This is a genomic window from Streptomyces sp. NPDC085596 (genome assembly GCF_044541565.1).
In the GTDB taxonomy this organism is placed as follows: domain Bacteria; phylum Actinomycetota; class Actinomycetes; order Streptomycetales; family Streptomycetaceae; genus Streptomyces.
Map to the genome: position 1 here is coordinate 68,036 of NZ_JBITTC010000009.1, position 20,576 is coordinate 88,611.

Annotated in this window: 15 protein-coding genes and 2 pseudogenes; 5 read left to right on the plus strand and 12 right to left on the minus strand. The window is 71.9% G+C overall.

The window, feature by feature from the left end; translation table 11 throughout:
• Window positions 1–36 precede the first annotated feature (36 nt).
• On the minus strand, window positions 37–1,617 hold the full coding sequence (locus ACIGA3_RS24490; protein ID WP_399719439.1) for a PucR family transcriptional regulator: 1,581 nt from the start codon (window positions 1,615–1,617) through the stop codon (window positions 37–39).
• A gap of 121 nt (window positions 1,618–1,738) precedes the next feature.
• Window positions 1,739–3,865 (minus strand): ATP-binding protein, encoded by a 2,127-nt coding sequence (locus ACIGA3_RS24495; protein WP_399719442.1) that lies wholly within the window; start codon window positions 3,863–3,865, stop codon window positions 1,739–1,741.
• 247 nt (window positions 3,866–4,112) lie between these two features.
• On the opposite strand from ACIGA3_RS24495, the gene gabT reads away from it, so the two are divergent.
• Both gabT and ACIGA3_RS24505 read left to right on the plus strand, forming a co-directional pair.
• A complete protein-coding gene (gene gabT / locus ACIGA3_RS24500; RefSeq protein ID WP_399719444.1) occupies window positions 4,113–5,447 on the plus strand; it encodes a 4-aminobutyrate--2-oxoglutarate transaminase in 1,335 nt (444 codons plus the stop codon).
• 398 nt (window positions 5,448–5,845) lie between these two features.
• Window positions 5,846–6,517 (plus strand): annotated as a pseudogene (locus ACIGA3_RS24505) (phosphatase PAP2 family protein); the annotation flags it as partial.
• Here the strand turns inward: ACIGA3_RS24505 and ACIGA3_RS24510 are convergent.
• The 8 genes from ACIGA3_RS24510 to ACIGA3_RS24545 all read right to left on the minus strand — a co-directional run bounded on the left by ACIGA3_RS24510 (window position 6,459) and on the right by ACIGA3_RS24545 (window position 16,146).
• On the minus strand, window positions 6,459–8,219 hold the full coding sequence (locus tag ACIGA3_RS24510; protein WP_399719903.1) for a chitinase: 1,761 nt from the start codon (window positions 8,217–8,219) through the stop codon (window positions 6,459–6,461). The pseudogene ACIGA3_RS24505 and the gene ACIGA3_RS24510 sit on opposite strands and share 59 nt — an antisense overlap.
• A gap of 144 nt (window positions 8,220–8,363) precedes the next feature.
• Window positions 8,364–8,825: a hypothetical protein gene (locus ACIGA3_RS24515; protein WP_399719447.1), complete on the minus strand. Its 462-nt coding sequence runs from the start codon at window positions 8,823–8,825 to the stop codon at window positions 8,364–8,366.
• Between the two features lie 126 nt (window positions 8,826–8,951).
• On the minus strand, window positions 8,952–10,397 hold the full coding sequence (locus ACIGA3_RS24520; RefSeq protein ID WP_399719450.1) for an NAD(P)/FAD-dependent oxidoreductase: 1,446 nt from the start codon (window positions 10,395–10,397) through the stop codon (window positions 8,952–8,954).
• 21 nt (window positions 10,398–10,418) lie between these two features.
• A complete protein-coding gene (locus ACIGA3_RS24525) occupies window positions 10,419–11,219 on the minus strand; it encodes an ABC transporter permease (RefSeq protein WP_399719453.1) in 801 nt (266 codons plus the stop codon).
• Between the two features lies 1 nt (window position 11,220).
• Window positions 11,221–12,147: an ABC transporter permease gene (locus tag ACIGA3_RS24530; protein WP_399719455.1), complete on the minus strand. Its 927-nt coding sequence runs from the start codon at window positions 12,145–12,147 to the stop codon at window positions 11,221–11,223.
• Window positions 12,147–13,307: an ABC transporter ATP-binding protein gene (locus tag ACIGA3_RS24535; RefSeq protein ID WP_399719458.1), complete on the minus strand. Its 1,161-nt coding sequence runs from the start codon at window positions 13,305–13,307 to the stop codon at window positions 12,147–12,149. The genes ACIGA3_RS24530 and ACIGA3_RS24535 overlap by 1 nt, the downstream gene beginning before the upstream one ends.
• Window positions 13,304–14,551 carry a spermidine/putrescine ABC transporter substrate-binding protein gene (locus ACIGA3_RS24540; protein WP_399719461.1) on the minus strand — a complete coding sequence of 416 codons (1,248 nt, stop codon included), beginning with the start codon at window positions 14,549–14,551 and terminating at the stop codon, window positions 13,304–13,306. The genes ACIGA3_RS24535 and ACIGA3_RS24540 overlap by 4 nt, the downstream gene beginning before the upstream one ends.
• Before the next feature lie 56 nt (window positions 14,552–14,607).
• Window positions 14,608–16,146 (minus strand): gamma-aminobutyraldehyde dehydrogenase, encoded by a 1,539-nt coding sequence (locus tag ACIGA3_RS24545; protein ID WP_399719464.1) that lies wholly within the window; start codon window positions 16,144–16,146, stop codon window positions 14,608–14,610.
• A 207-nt stretch (window positions 16,147–16,353) separates the two neighbouring features.
• Between ACIGA3_RS24545 and ACIGA3_RS24550 the strand changes: the two genes are divergently transcribed.
• Window positions 16,354–16,926, plus strand: coding sequence for an NADAR family protein (locus ACIGA3_RS24550; RefSeq protein WP_399719466.1), 573 nt, complete (start codon window positions 16,354–16,356; stop codon window positions 16,924–16,926).
• On the opposite strand, the gene ACIGA3_RS24555 is transcribed toward ACIGA3_RS24550, so the two are convergent.
• On the minus strand, window positions 16,912–17,685 hold the full coding sequence (locus ACIGA3_RS24555) for a DUF4190 domain-containing protein (RefSeq protein WP_399719469.1): 774 nt from the start codon (window positions 17,683–17,685) through the stop codon (window positions 16,912–16,914). The genes ACIGA3_RS24550 and ACIGA3_RS24555 overlap by 15 nt on opposite strands.
• 48 nt (window positions 17,686–17,733) lie before the next feature.
• On the opposite strand from ACIGA3_RS24555, the pseudogene ACIGA3_RS24560 reads away from it, so the two are divergent.
• A pseudogene (locus ACIGA3_RS24560) lies at window positions 17,734–18,925 on the plus strand (adenosine deaminase).
• 349 nt (window positions 18,926–19,274) lie between these two features.
• The gene (locus ACIGA3_RS24565) at window positions 19,275–19,964 is read left to right on the plus strand and encodes a glycerophosphodiester phosphodiesterase (RefSeq protein WP_399719471.1); all 690 of its coding nucleotides are present in this window, start codon (window positions 19,275–19,277) and stop codon (window positions 19,962–19,964) included.
• Window positions 19,965–20,118: 154 nt separating this feature from the next.
• Here the strand turns inward: ACIGA3_RS24565 and ACIGA3_RS24570 are convergent, their stop codons facing one another.
• Window positions 20,119–20,532, minus strand: a complete 414-nt coding sequence (locus ACIGA3_RS24570) for a hypothetical protein (RefSeq protein ID WP_399719474.1) — start codon at window positions 20,530–20,532, stop codon at window positions 20,119–20,121.
• Window positions 20,533–20,576 lie beyond the last annotated feature (44 nt).

Below are 20,576 nucleotides of genomic sequence, written 5' to 3' on the forward strand. Positions count from 1 at the left end.
CCGGTTCGGCGGGGTCGGAGCGGGCGGGGTGGTCGGCTACTCCGCCGAGGTGGCCTTCAGCGCCAGCCACAGCTCCATCCGCACGTCCGGGTCGTCCAGCGAGCGGCCGAGGATCTCCTCGACCCGGCGCATCCGGTAGCGCAGGGTGTGCCGGTGCACGCCGAGGTCGGCGGCGGCCGCGTCCCACTGCCCGTGCCGGGACAGCCACGCCCGCAGTGAGGCGACGAGGTCGCCGCGCCCGGTCGCGTCGTGGTCGCGCAGCGCCCGCAGCAGGCCGTCCGCGAAGGCCCGTACCGCGTCGTCGGCCAGCAGCGGCAGTACCGAACCGGTCGCGACGTGCTCGTGCTCGACCAGGACCCGGCCGCGTCGCCGGGCCACCGAGAGCGCCTGCTCGGCCTGCCGGTAGGCGGAGGCGGCCGCGATGGGACCCGCGGGAGCGGAGAGGCCGACGACGAGTTCGCCGTCCTCGCCGCCGGAGGACTCCGGTACGAGCCGTGCCGCCTCCAGCGCGTCCGCGTACGCCGTGCAGGCGGCGACCGCCGTGCCGCCGTCGGTGGCGAGGACCACCAGCCGCTCGCGTTCGGGCACGACCAGGACGGATTCCCCGGAGCGGGCGGCGGCGGACTCGGCGGCCTCCGCGAGCGCGCCGAGCGGGTCGACGTCCGCCCCCGGGGGCGCGGACTCGGCGACGAGGACCCGGAAGGGCGCGTCCAGCAGCCCGCCGTACAGGTCACCGGCGACCGCGCGGGCGTGGTCGGGCTCCCCGGCCAGCAGCATGCGCAGCACGGCCGCGCCGACCCGCTGTTCGGCGGCCTGCAGGGAGCGGGAACGCTCGGTGGTGAGGGTCAGCAGGGCGATCGCGGAGTGCACGGCGTAGCGCTCGGCGGTGCCGGGGGCGGCGGCGGTGCCGACGGCGAGCGCGGCGCGGGGGCGGCGGCCGGTGCCCAGGGAGTGCAGTTCGATCCGGTCCTCGGTGTCGGGGGCGGCGACCACCGAGGAGGCGGGGGCGGGGCGTTCCCGCAGCCGCTCGACCTCGGCGGTGAGCCGGGCGGCCCGGCGGCCGGCCCACTCGGGCGCGGCGGCGACGACGGCGCCGGACGCGTCGTACAGCGCGGCCCAGCCGTCGACCTGGGCGGCGAGCGCGGCGAGCAGGCCCTCCGGGCCGGTGGTCAGCGCCTGCCGGGTCAGCTCGCGCTGGGCGGCGAAGCCCGCGGTGACGGCGCGGTACTGGTCGGCGGCGATGGCGGCGGAGACGGCCTTGCTGATGGCGAGGAACGGGGTGCGCCGGGGCACCTCCAGCAGGGGCAGCCCCTCCTGCCGGGCGGCCTGGACCAGCGCCTCGGGGATGTCGTCGTAGTTGACGCCGACCGCGAAGCCGAGGCCGACGACGCCCGCGCCGGCCAGCCGCTTCACGTACCGCCGCATCGCCTCGGGGTCCTCCGCGTCCAGCTTGAGCGCGGTGATGAGCAGCAGCTCCCCGCCCTCCATGTACGGCACGGGGTCGGCCAGCTCGCTGACGTGCGCCCAGCGGACGGGCACGTCGAGCCGGTCCTCGCCCGCGCGGACGGTCAGCTTGAGCGCGGAGTGGTGGACGAGCGAGGCGAGCGTCGGCGGCATGGGACCTTCAGGTCGGGGCGGCCTGCGCATCGTCGCGCCGACCGGGGGCGGTGATCTTTTGGCCGCCGCGTATGAACGGCCCACCCCGATTCTGCCTCACCGTACGGTGGCGGGCTGCCGTTCAGTCCCGCAGGTCCACCAGCAGGGGCGGAGCGTGTTCGCCCCGCACCGTCGTCAGGGAGAGGACCGCGTGGCCCGGTGGGACCGCGTGGGCCAGTTCGGAGGCGGACCAGCGTTCCCGTTCGACCTGGCGGACGGTGACCGCGCGGGCGGTGGGCGCCTGGCCGGTGATGACACGGCGCAGCATGTGCACGGCCTTGCCGGCCGGGGTCTCGGCGATGATCTGCCGGTCGGTGACGTCGCGGGTCTCGATCCACTCCTTGCCCCAGACCTCGGCGAAGTCCTGGCCGTCCCAGGGGGTGAGGCCGGAGAACGCCATGCGGCAGCCGGTGGCGCCGAGCAGCGGGCCGCGCAGCGGGCGGGGTACGTCGTCCAGGGTGCGCAGGGTGAGGACGACGCCCGCGCCCGCGGAGCGCAGCCGCTGGATGCCGCGTACGGACTCGGGGGTGACGACGCCGGCCGCCTCGTCCAGCAGCAGGCAGGCGAAGAGCGACCGGTCCTCGCGGGCGGTGACGGCGGCCGTGAACTGGGCCAGCACCAGCCGGGCCAGGATGCGGGAGGCGTCGGCGTGGCCGCGCTGGGGCAGGTCGATGCGGACGCGGACCGGGTGGTCGAGGGCCTTCAGGGTGAACGGCCGGGACGCGCCGGAGGTGTCGAAGAAGGCGGCGAAGGCGGGCCGGTCCAGCAGCGCGACCCGGTCCGCGAGCACGGCGGCCACATCGCCGGGGTGCGCCTGCTGCCGTTCGCGGGCGTCGAGTTCGCGCAGCAGGGACGCGTGCCCCGTCTCGGTGAGCGCCTTGCGCAGCGCGGCGACAGGGCCGGGGGCGCCGTCGAGGAGCCCGCGCAGCTCGGGGACGGAGGGGAAGCGGTCGTGGACGGCGCGGAAGGGGCCGAGGAGCTGGGCGAGGACGGTGGTGGAGCGGCGGCTGTCGGAGCCGGGGTGCGCGTCGGCGAGGTCGCCGACCAGGGCCTCGGCGAGTATCGCGGCGGCCTCGTCGGGGTCGGTGGTGCCGCCGTAGAGGTCGAGGTCGTACACGGAGTCGGGGTGGCCGACGCGGACGACCACGTCGTACGCCTCGGCCGGGCCGAGTCCGGCGCCCGCCGCGCCGACGCTGACCACGGCGGCGCGGCCGGCGAGGGCGTGCAGGCAGAGGGACTCCGCGAGCGGCCGGACGAGGCTGCCGGTCTTGCCGGAGCCGGCCGGGCCGACGGCGACCAGGGAGGTACCGAGCAGGTCGGTGCCGAGCGCGAGTCCGGCACCCCGGTACTGGTAGGGGTTGCGCGGGTCGTCGGCGGCGGTGCCGAGCCGGACCTGGCCGGTGAGCAGGTCGTGCCGGGCGTGGCGGGCGGGCAGGTCGCGGTCGCCGGAGGGGTGCGGGCAGGCGGCGGAGCCGTCACGCAGGACGGCACCGGTGAACGCGGCCAGGGTGTTCGCGCCGGAGCGCACGCCCTGCCAGGCGCGGCCGATCCGGGCGTGGTCGACGTCCCGCATCAGCCCGGTGCGCGCCTCGGCGGCGAGCCGCTCGGCGGCCTCGTGGGCGCCGTGGGCGCGCAGCTCGGGCCAGTCGGCGGGGTCCTCGCCGGGCGCGGGCGGCGGCGGTTCGGCCGGGGTGGTGGTCTTGAGCCAGGCGGGGGGCCCGAAGCGCCGCCAGACCTCGCCCCAGCGGCCGATCCGGGCGACGGCGAGCAGGATGACGGCGGCGATGAGGGTGTAGTACGAGTACCAGAGGACGGCGTTGCCGACGCGGTCGTTGCCCTCGCGCCAGGAGTCCGGGGTGAACAGCTCCAGCGGGAGCACCCACCAGCCGCCGAGGTAGCCGTTCCAGAGCAGGGACCACACCAGCCAGCCGACGAGGAACGCGATCACGGCCCCGCTGAGCAGCTGGCGGGCCGGGATCAGCTCGGGCTCGGTCTCGGGCCGTGGCCGGTGCCCGAACCGCCACACGCCGGGCGCGGCGGTGGGCCGGGAGGCGCGCAGCCAGGTGAGGAAGGCCGAGCCGTCCGGGCGGGGCGGCGCTCCGGGTGGCATCGTGGGCATGGGTGGCGTGGACCCTTCCGGGGGCCGCGTCGGGCGCGGCACCGGGCCGGTGTGGGTGGCCCGCGTGTCCCGCGTACCTTCGCTGTCCATCGCCCTGCCCCCCGACCAGCCGTTCCGTCACCGTCAGCGAGTCAATCTAACGCCCCCGCAAGGGGAGTTCACCGTTTACGCGGCCGACGTCCGATGTCCGGCCGCTCCGGTGACCCGGGCCGCTATGTCCACCACGGACAACGGGCCGCGCCGAAACCGCCCACATGGAGCATGCCCACCCCACGGCACCCGTCTTAGCCTGCGGGAAAACAAGGCAAGCGTCCGTAATACCCCCCAGGAGCCCCGCATGACCGCACTTCCGCAGGAGCGCCGCGTCGTCACCGCCATTCCCGGCCCGAAGTCGCAGGAGCTGCAGGCCCGCCGTACCGCGGTCGTCGCGCAGGGCGTCGGCTCCACGCTGCCGGTGTTCGTCACGCGCGCGGGCGGCGGCGTCATCGAGGACGTCGACGGCAACAGCCTGATCGACTTCGGCTCCGGCATCGCCGTGACCTCGGTGGGCGCCTCCGCCGAGGCCGTGGTGCGCCGCGCGAGCGCCCAGCTCGCCGACTTCACCCACACCTGTTTCATGGTCACCCCGTACGAGGGCTACGTGGAGGTCGCCGAGGCCCTCGCGGAGCTGACGCCGGGTGACCACGCGAAGAAGTCGGCGCTGTTCAACTCGGGTGCCGAGGCGGTGGAGAACGCGGTGAAGATCGCCCGCGCCCACACCAAGCGCCAGGCGGTCGTGGTGTTCGACCACGGCTACCACGGCCGCACCAACCTCACGATGGCGCTGACGGCGAAGAACATGCCGTACAAGAACGGCTTCGGCCCGTTCGCGCCCGAGGTGTACCGCGTGCCGGTGGCCTACGGCTACCGCTGGCCGACCGGTCCGGAGAACGCGGGTCCGGAGGCCGCCAAGCAGGCCATCGACCAGATCACCAAGCAGGTCGGCGCGGACAACGTGGCCGCGATCATCATCGAGCCGGTGCTCGGTGAGGGCGGCTTCATCGAGCCGGCCAAGGGCTTCCTGCCGGAGATCGTGAAGTTCGCCAACGACAACGGCATCGTCTTCGTCGCGGACGAGATCCAGTCCGGCTTCTGCCGCACCGGCCAGTGGTTCGCGTGCGAGGACGAGGGCATCGTCCCGGACCTGATCACCACCGCCAAGGGCATCGCGGGCGGTCTGCCGCTCGCCGCCGTCACGGGCCGCGCCGAGATCATGGACGCCCCGCACGCGGGCGGCCTCGGCGGCACCTACGGCGGCAACCCGGTGGCCTGCGCCGCCGCGCTCGGCGCGATCGAGACGATGAAGGAGCAGGACCTCAACGGCAAGGCCAAGCACATCGAGGAGGTCATGAAGGGCCGCCTCGCGACGATGGCCGAGAAGTTCGACATCATCGGCGACATCCGCGGCCGGGGCGCCATGATCGCCATCGAGCTGGTCAAGGACCGCGCCACCAAGGAGCCGAACGCCGAGGCGGCCGCGGCGCTGGCCAAGGCGTGCCACCAGGAGGGCCTGCTGGTCCTGACCTGCGGCACCTACGGCAACGTGCTGCGCTTCCTGCCCCCGCTGGTCATCGGCGAGGACCTGCTGAACGAGGGCCTGGACATCATCGAGCAGGCTTTCTCGCGCATCTGAGCGAACGGACCGCTCCTTCGGCGAGTGGTCCGCACCTCTGGCGGACGACTGCGGCGGGCCGTGTGAAGAACGTGTGCGAGGTGGATGACAGGACGCGATTGCGTCTGTCCGACCGCCTCCGCCTGCCGTAAGTTCGGTCCCGATGAGAGATACACCCCGCTCGCAGGGGACTGCGGGCGAGTTCAGGCCGGGGCCTCCCCAGCTTCGACCTGGTCGTGCCCTCGCGCACACAACCGGGGCCTGAGGGCTCCGGGATCTCCACACCGATCGGACGGTCGCCGCCCCAAACCCCCCGGGGCGCGCGACATCCCGGTCCGGTCGGCCGCCCCGGAACCACCCCCCCTGTTCCGGGGCGGCCGACCTCCTTCTCCCCCTCGCGCTCGTGCGAAGCTGGCCCGGTGCCCACTCCCGCCCGCCGCCTCGCCCTGGCCGCCGCCCTCCTGACGGGCCTCCCGGCGCTGCTGTTCGCGCTGCTCACCTGGCAGGTGCTGGCACACGGGCCGCTGCTCGCGCTGGACGCCCGGCTCAGCCGTGGCCTGGTCCACCCGGACCGCTTCTCCGAACTCCTCTCCGACCTCGGCAACATCGAGGTGGCCGTACCGGTGCTGGTGCTCGCCCTCGGCTACGCCGCCTGGCGTGGCCGGTCCGCCGGGGCGCACCGCTGGTGGCTGCCGCCCTCGGCGGCCGCGCTGCTGATGGCGGTGCTCCCGGCGATCGTCGTCCCGCTGAAGCTGTGGACCGCGCGGCCGGGGACCCCCGTGGTGCCCCCGGCCACCGGCTACTTCCCCTCCGGCCACACCGCGACGGCGGCTGTGGCGTACGGCGCCTCGGCGCTGCTCCTCCTGCCCTGGTGCCGCACCCTCGCCGCTCGCCTCACGGTGGTCGGCATCCCCGCCGCGCTGGTGCTCGCGGTGTCGTACGGGCTGGTGCGACGAGGGTGGCACTGGCCGCTGGACGTGCTGGCGTCCTGGTGCCTGGGCACGGTGCTGCTGGCCTGTCTCACGCTGGTGCTCAGCCGAAGTAGGCGTCGAAGGTCCGCTGGAACTCCCAGCCCGCGAACCGGTCCCAGTTCACCGACCAGGTCATCAGACCCCGCAGCGCGGGCCAGGTCCCGTGGGTCGGGTACGAGCCGCAGTTCGTCCGCTTCGTGAGGCAGTCCAGGGACTTGGTGACCTCGGCCGGGGCGACATAACCGTTGCCCGCGTTGACCGAGGCGGGCATGCCGATGGCGACCTGGTCCGGGCGCAGCGGCGGGAAGACGTTGTTCGCGTCGCCCGCGACCGGGAAGCCGGTGAGCAGCATGTCGGTCATGGCGATGTGGAAGTCGGCGCCGCCCATGGAGTGGTACTGGTTGTCCAGGCCCATGATCGGGCCGGAGTTGTAGTCCTGGACGTGCAGCAGGGTGAGGTCGTCGCGCAGGGCGTGGATGACCGGGAGGTAGGCGCCGCAGCGCGGGTCCTGCCCGCCCCACTTGCCGCTGCCGTAGAACTGGTAGCCGTTCTGCACGAAGAAGGTCTCCGGGGCCATGGTGAGCACGAACTTGGCGCCGTACTTGGCCTTGAGGGTCTTCAGCGCGGAGATCAGGTTGACGATCACCGGGGTGGTCGGGTTCCTGAAGTCGGTGTCACCGGTGTTCAGTGAGAGCGAGTGGCCCTCGAAGTCGATGTCGAGACCGTCCAGCCCGTACTGGTCGATGATCTTCGAGACGGAGGAGACGAAGGCGTCGCGGGCGGCCGTGGTGGTCAGCTGGACCTGGCCGTTCTGCCCGCCGATGGAGATCAGCACCTTCTTCCCTGCGGCTTGCTTGGCCTTGATGGCCGCCTTGAAGTCGGCGTCGCTCTCCACGTTGGGGCACTCGGAGACCGGGCAGCGGTTGAAGCGGATGTCTCCGGAGGTGACCGAGGTGGGCTCGCCGAAGGCCAGGTCGATGACGTCCCAGCTGTCGGGCACGTCGGCCACGCGGGTGTAGCCGGAGCCGTTGGCGAAGCCGGCGTGGAGGTAGCCGACCAGGGCGTGGGCGGGCAGTTCCGCGCCGCCCCCGCCGTCGCCGCGGGCCGGGGTGGTCGCGGTCACCGTGGCGGAGCGGGCGGACTCCCCCGCGTCATTGTTCGCGGTGACCTGGAAGGCGTACGCGGTCGAGGGGTTCAGGCCGCTCACGGTGGCCGAAGTGCCGCTGCCACTCTGTACTTTGACGCCGTCCCGGTAGACCGAGTAGCCGGTCGCACCGCTCACCGGGGTCCAGGACAGGGCCACGGAGGTGGCGGTGACGGTGCCGGTCTTCAGCCCGGTCGGCACGGTGGGCGGCTGGGTGGTGGTGCCGCCGGGGCCGGTGAGGGAGATGTCGTCGGCGTAGTAGGCGCCGGTGCCGTACCAGCCGTGGGTGTAGAGGGTGACCTTGGTGGTGTTGGCGCCGGTGGTGAAGGTGGTGGCGAGCTTCTGCCAGTCGGGCGCGGACTGGGTCCAGGTGGAGACGTCGGTGGTGCCGGTGCCGCTCGCGCCGAGGTAGACGTAGGAGCCGCGCACCCAACCGGTCAGCGTGTACTGGGAGTTGGGTCTTACGTTCACCGTCTGGGAGCACTGGGCGTTGTCACTGCCCTCCGGGGTCGCCTTGAGCGCCGAGGCGCCGCCGTGCACCGGGGAGGTGACGGTGGTGCCGGCGGTGCAGGTCCAGGGGGACAGGCCGGATTCGAAGCCGCCGTTGACCGCGGCGTCCGCGTCGGCCGCACGGGCGGCCGACGAGAGCGCGGCACTGCCGGGCACGGCGAGGGCCATGACCGTGAGGAATGCGACCAGAGGTCGGGGACGGTCCACAAATGCCTCCAGGCATGGGGGAGTTGGAGGTCGAGGGTGCACCCAACTTGGTCCAGACCAATTGCGTTGTCAAGGAGTCGCCATCCAGGAGTCGCCGCCGAGGAGTCAGAAGCGGCGCCCGTCCTCGTCCCTGGCCAGTGCGGCCGCCACCTCGTGCATCGCCAGCTCCAGCAGCGCCGGGTCGGTGAGCGTGCCCGACCCGTCCGGCGGCACCAGCCAGCGCACCCCCTGGGTCGCCCGGCCGGGATACGGCACCACGATCCAGGTGCCGGAGCCGGCCGTGCGGATACCGGTGCCCAGCCAGCGGGCGGCGGTGCCGGGCGGCACGAAGAAGCCCACCCGGTTGTCCCCGAAGTCGACCAGCACCGGGCCGGGTTGATCGAGGACGCGGGTGAGCACGTCCAGCGTCGGATAGCCCAGCTCCCCCGGCAGGACGAGCACGTCCCACGCCTTTCCGGCGGGCAGCAGGGCGACCCCCAGCGGGCTGCGCTCCCACTCCCACCGGCAGGCTTCCGGGTCCGGTGCCACGGACGCCAGCCACTCGACCGCAGTCTTCGCCCCTGTCATGAAAAGACCTCCCTCTCTCGTGGACGCGGGCGCGTCTGCGAATGAGAGGGAGGTCGGCCCGCGCGCATTACGCGGGTTCGCCGGGCTCTTTCGAGTGAGCTGGATCACATCGGGTGAGATCGGCGGCTAACTGTCGAAGCCGAGGCCCAGCCGGTCCATGGTCCGCAGCCACAGATTGCGCCGCCCGCCCTGCGCGTCGGCCCGCGCCAGCGACCACCGGGTCAGCGCGATCCCGGTCCAGGCGAACGGCTCGGGCGGGAACGGCAGCGGCTTCTTGCGGACCATCTCCAGCCGGGTGCGCTCGGTGTCCGCGCCGTCCAGCAGGTCCAGCATCACATCGGCGCCGAAGCGGGTGGCACCCACACCGAGCCCGGTGTAGCCCGCCGCGTAGGCGACCCGGCCCTGATGGGCGGTGCCGAAGAACGCCGAGAAGCGGGAGCAGGTGTCGATGGCGCCGCCCCAGGCGTGGGTGAAGCGGACGCCCTCCAGCTGCGGGAAGCAGGTGAAGAAGTGCCCGGCCAGCTTGGCGTAGGTCTCCGGCCGGTCGTCGTACTCCGCGCGGACCCGGCCGCCGTAGGGGTAGATCGCGTCGTAGCCGCCCCACAGCACCCGGTTGTCCGGGGTCAGCCGGAAGTAGTGGAACTGGTTGGCCGCGTCGCCGAGGCCCTGGCGGTTCTTCCAGCCGAGCGAGGAGAGCTGCTCCGCGCTCAGCGGCTCGCTCGTCAGCGCGTAGTCGTAGACCGGCACCGTGTAGGAGCGGACCCGGCGCAGCAGGCTCGGGAAGATGTTGGTGCCGAGCGCGACCTTGCGGGCGCGGACCGTGCCGTACGGGGTGCCGACCTCCATGCCGGCGCCGTACTGCTTCAGGGTCAGGGCCGGTGTGCGCTCGTACACCCGCACCCCGACGGCGAGGCAGGCCCGCTTCAGGCCCCAGGCGAGCTTGGCCGGGTGCAGCAGGGCCACGCCCCGGCGGTCCCACAGTCCGGCCTCGAAGGTGGGCGAGTCGACCTGGGCGCGCAGGGCGTCGCGGCCCAGGAACTCCATGCCCTCCGCGAGGCCCCTGTCCTCCAGTTCCCGGTGCCAGTCGCGCAGTTCCCACGCCTGGTAGGTCTCGGTGGCCAAGTCGATCTCGCCGGTGCGCTCGAAGTCGCAGTCGATGCCGTGCCGGGCGAGCGCGGCCTCGATCTCGTCGAGGTTGCGGGTGCCGAGTTCCTGGAGCCGGCCGATCTCGCCCGGCCAGCGGGCCAGTCCGTTGGCGAGGCCGTGGGTGAGGGAGGCGGCGCAGAACCCGCCGTTGCGGCCCGAGGCGGCCCAGCCCACCTCGCGCCCTTCCAGCAGCACCACGTCCCGGCCGGGGTCGCGCTCCTTCGCGTTCAGCGCGCTCCACAGTCCGCTGTAGCCGCCGCCGACCACGAGGAGGTCGCAGGTGTCGGTGCCGGTGAGGGCGGGCTCGGGGTGGGGCCTGCCGGGGTCCTCCAGCCAGTAGGGGACCGGCTGGGCTTCGGAGAGGGAAGCGATCCAGTTGTCTTTTCCACGGCTGTCTTTTCCACGGCTCATGGCACCAGGGGCCATGATTTCAACTCCCTACGGGGCTTACGCCTTCTGCTTACCGCGTCGGTGGGTGACGAGCATCGAGACCAGCACGAACAGTACGGCGACCAGGAACATGGCCGTCCCGATGACGTTGATCTGAACGGGCGTTCCGCGCTGTGCCGAGCCCCAGACGAACATGGGGAAGGTGACGGTCGAGCCCGCGTTGAAATTGGTGATGATGAAATCGTCGAAGGAGAGCGCGAAGGACAGCAGCGCGCCCGCGGCGATTCCGGGTGCCGCAATCGGCAGGGTGACCCGGCAGAAGGTCTGCACCGGCCCCGCGTACAGATCGCGGGCGGCCTCCTCCAGGCGCGGGTCCATCGACATCACGCGCGCCTTGACCGCGGTGACGACGAAGCTGAGGCAGAACATGATGTGGGCGATCAGGATCGTCCAGAAGCCGAGCTGGGCGCCCATGTTGAGGAACAGGGTGAGCAGCGAGGCGGCCATGACGACCTCGGGCATCGCCATCGGCAGGAAGATCAGCGAGTTGACCGCGCCGCGCGCCCGGAACCGGTAGCGGACCAGCGCGAACGCGATCATCGTGCCGAGCGCGGTGGCTCCGACGGTGGCCCACAGGGCGATCTGGAGGCTGAGGCCGAGCGAGCCGCACATGTCGGCGACCCCGCAGGGGTCCTGCCAGGCGTCGGTGGAGAAGTGCTGCCACTCGTAGTTGAAGCGGCCCTTGGGCTTGTTGAAGGAGAACACCGTCACGACGATGTTCGGCAGCAGCAGATAGGCGAGCGTCAGCAGTCCCGCGACGACGACGAGACGGCGCTTGAGCCAGGTGAAGACGGCCATGTCAGACGAGGTCCTCCGTCCCGGCCCGGCGGATGTAGATGGTGACCATGGCCAGGATCGCGGCCATGAGGATGAAGGAGAGCGCGGCGGCCGTCGGATAGTCCAGGACGCGCAGGAACTGGGTCTGGATGACGTTGCCGATCATGCGGGTGTCGGTGGAGCCGAGCAGTTCGGCGTTGACGTAGTCACCGGCCGCCGGGATGAAGGTGAGCAGGGTGCCGGAGACCACGCCGGGCATCGACAGCGGGAAGGTCACCTTGCGGAAGGTGGTCCAGGGCCGGGCGTACAGATCGCCGGCCGCCTCGTGCAGCCGTACGTCGATCCGCTCCAGCGAGCTGTACAGCGGCAGGATCATGAACGGCAGGAAGTTGTACGTCAGCCCGCACACCACCGCCAGCGGGGTGGCCAGCACCCGGTCGCCGGCCGTCCAGCCGAGCCAGCCGGTCACGTCCAGCACGTGCAGGGTGTTCAGCGCGTGCACCACGGGACCGTTGTCCGCGAGGATCGTCTTCCAGGCGAGGGTGCGGATCAGGAAGCTGGTGAAGAACGGCGCGATCACCAGGATCATGATCAGGTTCCGCCAGCGCCCGGCGCGGAACGCGATCAGATACGCCAGCGGATAGCCCAGCAGCAGGCAGAGCACGGTCGCGGCGGCCGCGTAGAGCACCGAGCGGACGAACTGCGGCCAGTACTCGGCGAGCGCGTGCCAGTAGGTGGCGAAGTGCCAGGTGACCTTGTAGCCCTGCTCCAGCGACCCGGTCTGCACGGAGGTCGACGCCTGGTAGACCATCGGCAGCGCGAAGAACACGATCAGCCACAGGATGCCGGGCAGCAGCAGCCAGTACGGGGTGAACCGGCCGCGCCCGCGGGGTGGCTTCGCGGGCTCCGGTGGGGCGAGCGGCGGGGGCGCCTCGGCGAGCGTCGGCATCAGAGAGCCGCCTCTTCTTCGGTGCCGGCGTCGATGTCCTGGGCCGCGTCGAGGGCGAAGGTGTGCGCCGGGTTCCAGTGCAGGACGACCTCGGCGCCGGGCACCAGCCGGGTGTCCCGCTCGACGTTCTGGGCGTACACCGCCAGCGCGCCCGCGACCGGGCTGTCGATCACGTACTGGGTGGAGACGCCGATGAAACTGGCGTCCGCGATGGTGCCGGTGAGGCGGTTGCGGCCCTCGGGGACCGCGCCCGCGTCGTCGGCGTGGGTGAGCGCGATCTTCTCGGGGCGGATGCCGACGAGCAGCTTGCCGCCGGCCGGGGCGGGCGCGGAACATCGCGCCTCGGGCAGCAGCAGCTTGCCGTCCCCGGCGCGCAGCACGATGTCGCCGCCGCCACGGGAGTCGACCTCCGCCTCGATCAGGTTGGAGGTGCCGAGGAAGTTGGCGACGAAGGTGGTGCGCGGGTTCTCGTACAGCTCGGCGGGCGAGCCGAGCTGCTCGACGCGGCCCGCGTTCATCACGGCGACCGTGTCGGCCATGGTCATGGCCTCCTCCTGGTCGTGCGTGACATGGACGAAGGTGATGCCGACCTCGGTCTGGATGCGCTTGAGCTCCAGCTGCATCTGGCGGCGCAGCTTGAGGTCGAGGGCGCCGAGGGGTTCGTCGAGCAGGAGCACCTTGGGGTGGTTGATCAGGGCGCGGGCGACCGCGACGCGCTGCTGCTGGCCGCCGGAGAGCTGGTGCGGCTTCTTGCGGGCCTGCTCGCCGAGCTGGACCAGCTCCAGCATCTCCTCGACCTGCTTCTTGACGCTCTTGACGCCGCGCCGGCGCAGGCCGAAGGCGACGTTCTCGAAGATGTCGAGGTGCGGGAAGAGGGCGTAGGACTGGAAGACCGTGTTGACCGGCCGCTTGTACGGGGGCAGCCCGGTGACGTCCAGGTCACCGAGGTACACGGTCCCGGAGGTCGGCTCCTCCAGCCCGGCGATCATGCGCAGGGTGGTGGTCTTGCCGCAGCCGGAGGCGCCGAGCAGCGCGAAGAAGGAGCCCTGGGGCACGGTGAGGTCCAGCGGGTGCACGGCGGTGAAGCTGCCGTACGTCTTGCCGATCCCGGTGAGGCGGACGTCGCCGCTGCCGTCTGTCGTCGTCTTCATCCTCGTCACGCCCCTGTGAGCTTTGCGAACTTCTCTTCGTAGGCCGTCTCTTCCTTCTGGCTCAGGGAGCGGAAGGCGTGGGACTTCGCCTGCATGGCCTTGTCGGGGACGATCAGCGGATTGTCCGCCGCGTCCCGGTCGATCTTCGCAAGCCAGGGCTTCACGCTGTCGACCGGAGTGACGTAGTTGATGTAGGCGGCGAGCGCGGCGGCCTGCTCGGGTTCGTAGAAGAAGTCGATCAGCCGCTCGGCGTTCGTCTTGTGACGTGCCTTGTTGGGGATCAGCATATTGTCCGTCGAGGTCATGTAGCCGCTGTCGGGGATGACGAAGTCCACGTCGGGGCTGTCCGCCTTGAGCTGGACCACGTCACCGGCCCAGGCGACACAGGCCGCGAAGTCGCCCTTGGCGAGGTCGGCGGTGTAGTCGTTGCCGGTGAACCGCCGTATCTGGCCCTTGTCTACGGCCTTCTGGAGGCGGGATATCGCAGCGTCGTAGTCGTCGTCGGTGAAGTCGGCGGGGTCCTTGCCCATGTCGAGCAGGGTCATCCCGACGCTGTCCCGCATCTCGGAAAGGAAGCCGACCCGGCCCTTGAGCTTGGGGTTGTCGAGCAGGTCGGAGACGGATCTCACCTCGACGCCGTCCAGCGCCTTCTTGTTGTAGGCGATGACCGTGGAGATGCCCTGCCAGGGGTACGAGTAGGCGCGGCCGGGGTCCCAGTCGGGCTCGCGGAACTGCGGCGAGAGGTTGGCGAAGGCGTGCGGGAGGTTCGCCGGGTCCAGCTTCTGCACCCAGCCGAGCCGGATCATCCGGGCGGCCAGCCAGTCGGTGAGGACGATCAGGTCGCGGCCGGTCTCCTGGCCTGCGGCGAGCTGCGGCTTGATCTTGCCGAAGAACTCGTTGTTGTCGTTGATGTCCTCGGTGTAGCGGACCGTGATGCCGGTCTTCTTCTGGAACGCGGCGAGCGTGGGGTGGCGCTTGCCGCTGTCGTCCACGTCGATGTACTCGGTCCAGTTGGAGAAGTTGACCGTCTTCTCCCGTGCCGAGCGGTCGTCCGCCGAGGTGCCGCCCGGCGTCCGTCCGGCCGCCGGGATGCCGCAGGCGCTCAGCGTCCCCAGGCCGCCGACCGCGAGCACGCCTGTGGCGGACGCCCGCAGCAGCGACCGGCGGGTCAGTGCCGCCCGGCCGTTGCGCATGCCGCGCCGCACGGCGGCCAGCTGGGCCGGGGTCAGGCGGTCAGGCTCGTACTGATCCATACGCGTGGTGCCCTTTCGGAAAGCGGGGGGCTTGGCGGGGGGGGGCTTAGGGGGGCTTAGGGGCGGTCCCCGAAGACCGTGCGGTGCCAGTCCTTGCGGGCCACCGCCGTGTTGTCGAACATGACGTGCTTGACCTGGGTGTACTCCTCGAACGAGTACGCCGACATGTCCTTGCCGAAGCCGGACGCCTTGTATCCGCCGTGCGGCATCTCGCTGATGATCGGGATGTGGTCGTTGATCCACACGCAGCCGGCCCGCAGGTCGCGGGTGGCCCGCTGGGCGCGGTAGACGTTGCCGGTCCAGGCGGAGGCGGCGAGCCCGTACGGGGTGTCGTTGGCGAGCCGGAGGCCCTCGTCGTCGGTGTCGAAGGGGAGTACGACCAGCACCGGGCCGAAGATCTCCGACTGGACGATCTCGCTGTCCTGGGCGGCGCCGGTGACGAGAGTGGGCCGGTAGTAGGCGCCGCTCTTGAGGTCGCCGCCGGGAGCCTCGCCTCCGGTGACGACCGTCGCGTAGGCGCGGGCCCGGTCCACGAAGGCGGCGACGCGGTCGCGGTGGGCGTGCGAGACGAGCGGGCCGAGGTCGGTGCCGGGCGCGAAGGGGTCGCCGAGCCGCACGGTCTCCATCAGCGCGGCGGTCCGCTCCACGAACGCCTCGTACAGCGGGCGCTGCACATAGGCGCGGGTGGCGGCCGTGCAGTCCTGGCCGGTGTTGATGAGCGCGCCCGCGACCGCGCCGTTGGCGGCGGCCTCCAGGTCGGCGTCGTCGAACACCACGAAGGGCGCCTTGCCGCCCAGCTCCAGGTGCAGCCGCTTGACGGTCGCCGTGGCGATCTCCGCGACCCTGCGGCCGACGGCGGTGGACCCGGTGAACGACGTCATCGCCACGTCCGGATGCCCGACCAGCCGCTCCCCCGCCTCGGGCCCGGTCCCGCTGACGATGTTGATCACGCCGTCCGGGATGCCCGCGTCGGTGGCCGCCCGCGCGAAGAGCAGGGAGGTGAGCGGGGTCAGCTCGGCGGGCTTGAGCACGATCGTGTTGCCCGCGGCGACGGCCGGGAGGATCTTCCACGCGGCCATCTGGAGCGGGTAGTTCCAGGGCGCGATCGACCCGACCACCCCGATGGGCTCGCGCCGGACGTACGAGGTGTGGTCACCGGAGTACTCCCCCGCCGACTGCCCCTGGAGCTGCCGGGCGGCGCCCGCGAAGAAGGCGGTGTTGTCGATGGTGCCCGGTACGTCGAACTCGCGGGTGAGCTTCAGCGGCTTGCCGCACTGGAGCGACTCGGCACGGGCGAACTCCTCGGCCCGGTCCGCGAGCACGGCGGCGAAGCGATGGAGGGCGTCGGAGCGCTCGCCGGGCGTGGCGGCGGACCAGCCGGGGAAGGCGGCGCGGGCGGTGGCCACGGCCGCGTCGACGTCCTGCTCACCGGCGAGCTCGTAGCGGTACACCTCCTCGCCGGTCGCGGGGTCGGTCACCGCGTGGGTGCGGCCCGAGGTGCCCGGCGCGGGGCGGCCCGCGATGAACTGCGCGCCCTCGGTGAAGCGGTCGCGCGCGGGAAATCGTTCCGGGGTGTCGGTGCCCGGCTTGTGCATGTCGCTCTCCTCCGCCGGACACCCCGTTCGGGGGCCGAGTGGCGTGGCTCCAGCTCGATTTGAGTGCCGATCCTGACAGAGGGGCAGCACTCCAACAAGGGATTCCGTTGTTGCCTTTTGGTTACGCGACGAAATCTGTCGGCCGGCTGCCGAGTCGGAAGGGAAGGGCCGGGCGGATTGTCAGTGGCGGCTGCCACACTCGCGTGCATGGGGAAGATCGACGGTGTGGATGCGCTGATCAGCGCGGTCCGGGCGGGGGCGCCCGTGAGGTACCTGCACTTCTGGGGGCACCGCCCGCAGCGGGACGGCGGCGTGGGCGCGGGGTGCCTGAGCCAGTGGTGGCCGGCGCCGTTCACGGTGGACGGGGTCGGCTACGCGACGGCCGAGCACTGGATGATGGCGGGCAAGGCGCGGCTCTTCGCGGACCCCGACGCCGAGCGCCAGGTCCTGGCCGCCGGGCATCCGGCCGAGGCGAAGAAGGCGGGGCGGCTGGTCCGGGGCTTCGACGAGGAGATATGGCGCCGGGAGCGGTTCCGGATCGTCGTCGAGGGCAGCGTGCACAAGTTCGCCGCCCATCCCGGCCTGCGGGAGTTCCTGCTCGGCACGGGCGAGCGGGTGCTGGTGGAGGCGAGCCCGGTGGACCGCGTGTGGGGCATCGGGCTCAGCGTGCGGGACGAGGCCGCGTCCGACCCGGCCCGCTGGAAGGGCCCGAACCTCCTGGGCTTCGCCCTGATGGAGGCTCGGGAGCGGCTGCGGGCGGCTGGATCAGAGGCGGGGTGAAGCGGGGATCTGCGGCGCGGAGTTGTAGGAGGAGCCGCTCGGCTCGTCCTGCCTGCTGTCCTCCTTGTGCGCGGCGAACACGAGGATGCCGATGAAGAACACCAGGGCGGCCAGGCCCACCACGATGCCGATGATGCCGAGGACGAAGCCCGCCTGGGCCTGCGAGCGGTTGGTGGCCTCACCCCGGTCGGCACGCCTGCGGCCCTGGACGCCGAGGATCACGGCGATGACACCGAGGACGAGGGAGACGACGCCGTAGAGGCAGAAGAGGACGATGGAGAGGATGCCGAGCACCATGGCGGCGGTGCCCGCGTTGTTCTGCGGGACGGGTCCCATGGGGGCGCCGGGCCAGCCGTAGGCGGGGGGCTGGGTGTAGCCCTGGGGGTTCTGGGCGTAGCCCTGGGGGTTCGGGGTGTAGCCCTGGGGGTTCTGGTAGCCGGGGTAGCTCGGGTAGCCGTAGCCGGCGGGGGGTGTGGGGGCGCCGGTGGGGGCGAAGGGTGGGACGCCGGGGCCGTTCGGGCCGATGGGCGGCGGCGGGACGGCGGGGCCGCTCTGCTGCGGGGGCACCGTGGGGCCGGCGTGGGGGCCGAATCCGACGGCGGGCATGGCGGCCATGGTGGCCTGGTCGTGGACCGAGGGCGGCGTCTGGTTCTGCGTGCCCTTGTGCAGTGAGGGGCCCTGCGGCGGCGCCCACGGGTCGGAGGCCGGCCCCTCTCCGGTCGTCCCTCGTCCGCCGTCGGGCTGCGTCTGCTCCGTCACGTCCTCATCCCCCCACGTAGCTTGTTCAGCCCATGTTAGAGCGGCCCCATGGGCCGTACGGCGCTGCCCCTGACCGACCGCGGCGCCTCCCGCCCCGCTCTAGGATGTCTGCGCACCACCCGATCAGCCGATCACCCGCGCCCGGACCACCACACCTGGCCCACGGGCGCCTTTCCCTGGGGAGGACCCCTTGACCGAGCGCAGCGCCGCCCGCGATCCGCACACCTTCATCGCCGGACTGCCGAAGGCCGAACTGCACGTCCACCACGTCGGTTCCGCCTCCCCCCGCATCGTCTCGGAACTGGCCGCCCGGCACCCCGACTCCAAGGTCCCGACCGACCCGGAGGCGCTGGCGCAGTACTTCACGTTCACCGACTTCGCGCACTTCATCCAGGTGTACCTGTCGGTCGTGGACCTGGTCCGCACCCCGGAGGACGTCCGGCTGCTGACGTACGAGATCGCGCGTGACATGTCCCGGCAGCAGGTGCGGTACGCCGAGCTGACCCTCACCCCGTTCTCCTCGACCCGGCGCGGGATAGAGGACCGGGCCTTCATGGACGCGATCGAGGACGCCCGCAAGTCCGCCGAGGCCGACTTCGGGACCGTGCTGCGCTGGTGCTTCGACATCCCCGGCGAGGCCGGGCTGGAGTCGGCGGAGGAGACGGCCCGGATGGCGACGGACGACCGCATCCGCCCGGAGGGCCTGGTGTCCTTCGGCCTCGGCGGCCCGGAGATCGGCGTACCCCGTCCGCAGTTCAAGCCGTACTTCGACCGCGCGATCGCGGCGGGCCTGCACTCGGTGCCGCACGCCGGCGAGACGACGGGCCCGGAGACGGTCTGGGACGCCCTGACCACTCTGGGCGCGGAGCGGATCGGCCACGGCACCAGCTCCGCCCAGGACCCCAAGCTGCTCGCCCACCTCGCCGAGCACCGCATCGCCCTGGAGGTCTGCCCCACCTCCAACATCGCCACCCGCGCGGTCCGCACCCTGGACGAGCACCCGCTGAAGCAGTTCGTGGACGCGGGCGTCCTGGTCACCATCAACTCCGACGACCCGCCCATGTTCGGCACGGACCTGAACAAGGAGTACGCGATCGCGGCTCGCCTGCTCGACCTGGACGAGCGCGGTCTCGCGGCCTTGGCGAAGAACGCGGTGGAGGCGTCGTTCCTGGACGCGGCGGGCAAGGAGCGGATCGCGGCGGAGATCGACGCGTACACGGAGTCCTGGCTCGCCGGCTGACGCCGCGGAGTCCCGCCCGGACCACTGACCGATGCCCAGCCCGGTTCGTCCACTGCCCCGGCGATGACCGCCGGGGCATGGCGGTCCCGCTGCCACGCCGGTTCATCCACTGACCGGCGCCGGCTGCCGGGGCCCGGCCGTCCCACGACTGGCGTCGGCTACCGGAGCCTGGCCGTCCCATGACTGGCGTCGGCTACCGGAGCCTGGCCGTCCCATGACTGGCGTCGGCTACCGGAGCCTGGCCGTCCCATGACTGGCGTCGGCTACCGGGCCGGCCGTCCTGCGGACCGACGCCGGCTGCCAGCTGGGTTCGCCCGCTGACGCGTCGTCGGCTGCCAGAATGGCGCCCATGCAGACTTGGACCGCCGTCGCACACCGGGGCGACCCCTACCGCTTCCGCGAGAACACCCTCGCCTCGCTGCGCTCCGCGCTCGACCGGGGAGCGGACGCGGTCGAGATCGACGTACGCCTCACCCGCGACGGTGTACCCGTCCTGCTGCACGACGACAGCCTGAAGCGCCTGTGGGAGATCGACCGCCCCCTCTCGGCCCTGACAGCGGCCCGGGTGACGGAACTGACGGCGGGCGGCATCCCGACCCTGGCGGAAGCCCTGTCCGCCACGGAGGGCACCCGGGTCATGGCGGACCTGTGCGGCGGCGTGACTCCCCGTACGGCGGACCGCATCCTGGGCGCCGTCCGCGACGCCGGAGCGGAAGACCGCGTCTACTACTGCGCGGGCGCGGAGTCGATGCTCACGCTCCGCGCCGCCGACCCCTCCGCCGAAATCGCCCTGACCTGGACCAGCACCGCCCGCCCCCGCCCAGCGCTCCTGGACGCCCTACGCCCCCACTGGCTCAACTACCGCTTCTCCCTCGTCGACCGGGACCTGGCAACCCGAGTCCACAAGGAGGGCTACCTCCTGTCGGTATGGACCCCGGACACAGGCCACTCGATGCGCAAGCTGCTGGCGCTGGGGGCGGACTCGATCACGACAAACAGGATCGACACGCTGACCGCTCTGCGGGCGAAGGTGGCATAGGAGCACCGTTCCCCTAAAACGGGGGTCGTAGGTTTCGCATCCCGCCGGGGCGCAGAGAAGGGCCAGTCCGGGAGGGGTCTCCTCCTGAACTGGCCCTACAGCGTTTCAGGGGCGATGCCACCGACGTGCCGTTATCGGTTCCCCCCCTGCGAACTCAGGTCGCGTGCCGGATGGTCTGCAGGAAAGCGCCGGACCCGTCATCAAGCAACCAAAACGACCAGCCGTTCCGATTCGGATTGACGCCTGGCTTGTAGTGCGTCACTACTGCCCGTGCCGCGCCGGTCGGTGTCTTGAAGCTCTGCCCGGCAAGCGGCCCCGACGCGATGTCGATCCGCTTCGTGTCCGGGTCATAGCTGCCACGAGTGCGATGACCTTCATAGTCGACGTACACACCTACCTTGCGCTCTGATTCCGCGCCGTCTTCGCTCGTGGCGGCCGTCTCGGAGGACGGCATGCTTGCGGTCCTCACAAGCCGGGCAACGACCTCACCCGCAGTGGTACTACCCATGCGCGCGGCGAACTCGATGGAACGATAGGTCTGCTCGTCAACGTCAATAGTCGGGCTCATGCCCACCCCCTTGCTAGCCGGCGTCGACCCCCTAAAGGTAACGC

What these genes read in the sequence shown, in the direction of transcription:
- ACIGA3_RS24490 (WP_399719439.1), bottom strand. Translation starts at nt 1,617, where the DNA reads ATGCCGCCGACGCTCGCCTCGCTCGTCCACCACTCCGCGCTCAAGCTG.
- ACIGA3_RS24495 (WP_399719442.1), bottom strand. Translation starts at nt 3,865, where the DNA reads ATGGACAGCGAAGGTACGCGGGACACGCGGGCCACCCACACCGGCCCG.
- gabT (WP_399719444.1), top strand. Translation starts at nt 4,113, where the DNA reads ATGACCGCACTTCCGCAGGAGCGCCGCGTCGTCACCGCCATTCCCGGC.
- ACIGA3_RS24510 (WP_399719903.1), bottom strand. Translation starts at nt 8,219, where the DNA reads ATGGCCCTCGCCGTGCCCGGCAGTGCCGCGCTCTCGTCGGCCGCCCGT.
- ACIGA3_RS24515 (WP_399719447.1), bottom strand. Translation starts at nt 8,825, where the DNA reads ATGACAGGGGCGAAGACTGCGGTCGAGTGGCTGGCGTCCGTGGCACCG.
- ACIGA3_RS24520 (WP_399719450.1), bottom strand. Translation starts at nt 10,397, where the DNA reads ATGGCCCCTGGTGCCATGAGCCGTGGAAAAGACAGCCGTGGAAAAGAC.
- ACIGA3_RS24525 (WP_399719453.1), bottom strand. Translation starts at nt 11,219, where the DNA reads ATGGCCGTCTTCACCTGGCTCAAGCGCCGTCTCGTCGTCGTCGCGGGA.
- ACIGA3_RS24530 (WP_399719455.1), bottom strand. Translation starts at nt 12,147, where the DNA reads ATGCCGACGCTCGCCGAGGCGCCCCCGCCGCTCGCCCCACCGGAGCCC.
- ACIGA3_RS24540 (WP_399719461.1), bottom strand. Translation starts at nt 14,551, where the DNA reads ATGGATCAGTACGAGCCTGACCGCCTGACCCCGGCCCAGCTGGCCGCC.
- ACIGA3_RS24545 (WP_399719464.1), bottom strand. Translation starts at nt 16,146, where the DNA reads ATGCACAAGCCGGGCACCGACACCCCGGAACGATTTCCCGCGCGCGAC.
- ACIGA3_RS24550 (WP_399719466.1), top strand. Translation starts at nt 16,354, where the DNA reads ATGGGGAAGATCGACGGTGTGGATGCGCTGATCAGCGCGGTCCGGGCG.
- ACIGA3_RS24565 (WP_399719471.1), top strand. Translation starts at nt 19,275, where the DNA reads ATGCAGACTTGGACCGCCGTCGCACACCGGGGCGACCCCTACCGCTTC.
- ACIGA3_RS24570 (WP_399719474.1), bottom strand. Translation starts at nt 20,532, where the DNA reads ATGAGCCCGACTATTGACGTTGACGAGCAGACCTATCGTTCCATCGAG.